This is a genomic window from Streptomyces sp. S3(2020) (assembly GCF_013044505.1).
Lineage (GTDB): Bacteria > Actinomycetota > Actinomycetes > Streptomycetales > Streptomycetaceae > Streptomyces.
Genome location: NZ_JABERD010000439.1, coordinates 1 through 3065, shown reverse-complemented (window position 1 = coordinate 3065; position 3065 = coordinate 1). Strand labels below are relative to the sequence as shown.

At 70.9% G+C, this 3065-nt stretch carries 1 protein-coding gene; it reads right to left on the bottom strand.

Annotation, left to right across the window (positions count from 1 at the left end; all coding sequences use genetic code 11):
• Positions 1–136 precede the first annotated feature (136 nt).
• A complete protein-coding gene (gene polA, locus HLK59_RS49240) occupies positions 137–2863 on the bottom strand; it encodes a DNA polymerase I (protein ID WP_171148213.1) in 2727 nt (908 codons plus the stop codon).
• Positions 2864–3065 lie beyond the last annotated feature (202 nt).

Sequence of the window (3065 nt, the reverse complement as noted above, 5' to 3'; positions counted from 1 at the left end):
GTGGAGAGGGGTCGTGGGCGGGTGCGGGTGCGTGGGGGCTGGTCGCGCAGTTCCCCGCGCCCCCAGGTCGGCCTGCGTAGCCGCCGATGACAAGGCGCCCGGCATTCAGGCCACCCGCGCGCCCGGCCGCCGGAGGCTAGTGCGCCGCCGACTCCCAGTCCGGGCCCACCCCGACCGACACGTCCAGCGGCGCTCGCAGGTGGACCGCGTTCGCCATTTCCCGGCGTACCAGTTCCTCGACCTGGGCGCGCTCGCCCGGGGCGATCTCCAGGACGATTTCGTCATGGACCTGGAGCAGCATGCGGGAGGTGAGGCCGGCCTCCTGGAGAGCCTTGTCGACCTGGAGCATGGCGATCTTGACGATGTCGGCCGCCGTGCCCTGGATGGGCGCGTTGAGGGCCATGCGCTCGGCGGCCTCGCGGCGCTGGCGGTTGTCGCTGTTGAGGTCGGGGAGGTAGCGGCGGCGGCCGAAGAGGGTCGCCGTGTAGCCGGTCGCCCGGGCCTCGTCTACGGCCCGGCGCAGATAGTCCTGCACACCGCCGAAGCGCTCGAAGTACGTGTCCATCAGGGCACGTGCCTCGCCCGCGTCGATGTTGAGCTGCTGGGAGAGGCCGAAGGCGGACAGGCCGTACGCCAGTCCGTACGACATCGCCTTGATCTTGCGGCGCATCTCCGCGTCGACGTCCGCGCGCTCGACCGCGAACACCTGCGAGGCGACCGTGGTGTGCAGGTCCTCGCCGGAGGTGAACGCCTCGATGAGGCCCTCGTCCTCGGAGAGGTGGGCCATCACGCGCAGTTCGATCTGGCTGTAGTCCGCGGTCATCAGGGACTCGAAGCCCTCGCCGACCACGAAACCGCGGCGGATCGCCCGGCCCTCGTCGGTGCGGACCGGGATGTTCTGGAGGTTCGGGTCGGTGGAGGAGAGGCGGCCAGTCGCCGCCACCGTCTGGTTGAACGTGGTGTGGATACGGCCGTCCGCCGCGACCGTCTTGATGAGGCCCTCGACGGTGACACGGAGCTTGGCCTGCTCGCGGTGCCGGAGCATGATCACCGGCAGTTCGTTGTCCGTCTGGGTGGCCAGCCAGGCGAGCGCGTCGGCGTCCGTCGTGTAGCCGGTCTTCGTCTTCTTGGTCTTGGGCAGGCCGAGCTCGCCGAAGAGGACTTCCTGGAGCTGCTTGGGTGAGCCCAGGTTGAACTCGTGTCCGGCGGCGGCGTGGGCCTCCTTCACGGCCTGCTGGACGGCGCCGGCGAACATCTGTTCCATGGCCTCCAGGTGGGCCCGGTCGGCGGCGATGCCATGCCGCTCCAGGCGGGCCAGCAGGGTGGAGGTGGGCAGCTCCACGTCGCGCAGGAGGTCCGTGGCACCGACCTCTTCGAGGCGCTCGGTGAAGGCCCCGCCCAGGTCGAGGACGGCCTGGGCCTGCACCATGAGGGCCTCGGCCTCGGCACCCTCGTCCGCGCCGAAGGCGAGCTGGCCGTCGGCCGCGGCGGCGGGCGCCAGCTCCCGGTGCAGATACTCCAGGGACAGCGCGTCCAGGTCGAAGGAGCGGCGGCCCGGCTTGACGAGGTACGCGGCGAGCGCGGTGTCCATGGAGACACCGGCGATGCTCCAGCCGTGCTCGGCGAAGACACGCATCGCGGCCTTGGCGTTGTGGAAGACCTTGGGCTTGCCGGCGTCGGCGAGCCAGGCGGCGAACGCCGTCTCGTCGGCCTCGTCGAGCTGGGTGGGGTCGAACCAGGCGGCCACTCCCCCGGACGCCGCGAGGGCGATCTCGGCGACCGAGCCGGTGCCCAGCGCCCAGGTGTCGACCGTGGCGACGCCGAGCGTGTCCGTGGCGTGTTCGCCGAGCCAGCCCGCCAGCTCGCCGGTGCCGAGCACGGTGCCGTCGAGCTCCACGCCGGCCGTCGCGGCCGGGGCCGGCTCGGCCTCCTCGGCACCCGGGTCGACGGCGAGCAGGCGCTCGCGCAGGGACGGGTTCCGGATCTCCAGGGTGTCGAGGATCATCGCGAGGGTCTTGCGGTCGTACGGCGCCCGCTCCAGGTCGGCGACCGTCTTCGGCAGCTCGACGGTACGGACCATCTCCGTCAGACGGCGGTTGAGCTTGACCGCGTCCAGGTGGTCGCGGAGGTTCTGGCCCGCCTTGCCCTTGACCTCCTCGACCCGCTCGACGAGGTCCGCGAAGGAACCGAACTGGTTGATCCACTTCGCGGCGGTCTTCTCACCGACGCCGGGGATGCCGGGCAGGTTGTCGGACGGGTCGCCGCGCAGGGCCGCGAAGTCCGGGTACTGGGCGGGGGTGAGGCCGTACTTCTCGAACACCTTCTCCGGGGTGAACCGGGTCAGCTCGGAGACACCCTTCGTCGGGTAGAGCACGGTGGTGTGCTCGCTGACCAGCTGGAAGGAGTCGCGGTCGCCGGTGACGATCAGCACGTCGAAGCCCTCGGCCTCGGCCTGGGTGGCGAGCGTGGCGATGATGTCGTCGGCCTCGAAGCCGTCGACCGCGAACCGCGCGACATGCATCGCGTCCAGGACTTCACCGATCAGCTCGACCTGGCCCTTGAACTCGTCCGGGGTCTTGGAGCGGTTGGCCTTGTACTCCGTGAACTCCTCGGAGCGCCAGGTCTTGCGGGACACGTCGAAGGCCACCGCGAAGTGCGTGGGCGACTCGTCGCGCAGGGTGTTGGCCAGCATCGAGGCGAAGCCGTAGATCGCGTTCGTCGGCTGGCCCGTCGCGGTCGTGAAGTTCTCCGCGGGCAGCGCGAAGAACGCACGGTAGGCAAGCGAGTGCCCGTCCATGAGCATCAGGCGCGGGCGGTTGCCGCCGGGGCTGTTGTCGGTCTGCTTCGCTGCTGTCTCTGCCACGCCCCCGATCCTGCCACGCCGCACTGACAGTCGGCCGCCATCCGGGACCCGGGCCGGTTCGGCACCGCCCTCGCACCGGCGCGGCCTTCCCGACGGCCATGGCGAAAGGTTGACCGGGAGGAGGAGCCGGGCGCTTCGGTGACCCTCCGAAGTCAGGTGTCGGCAGGCCGTATTCACCCGCCGGGTCGGCCCGCCGGTTCCC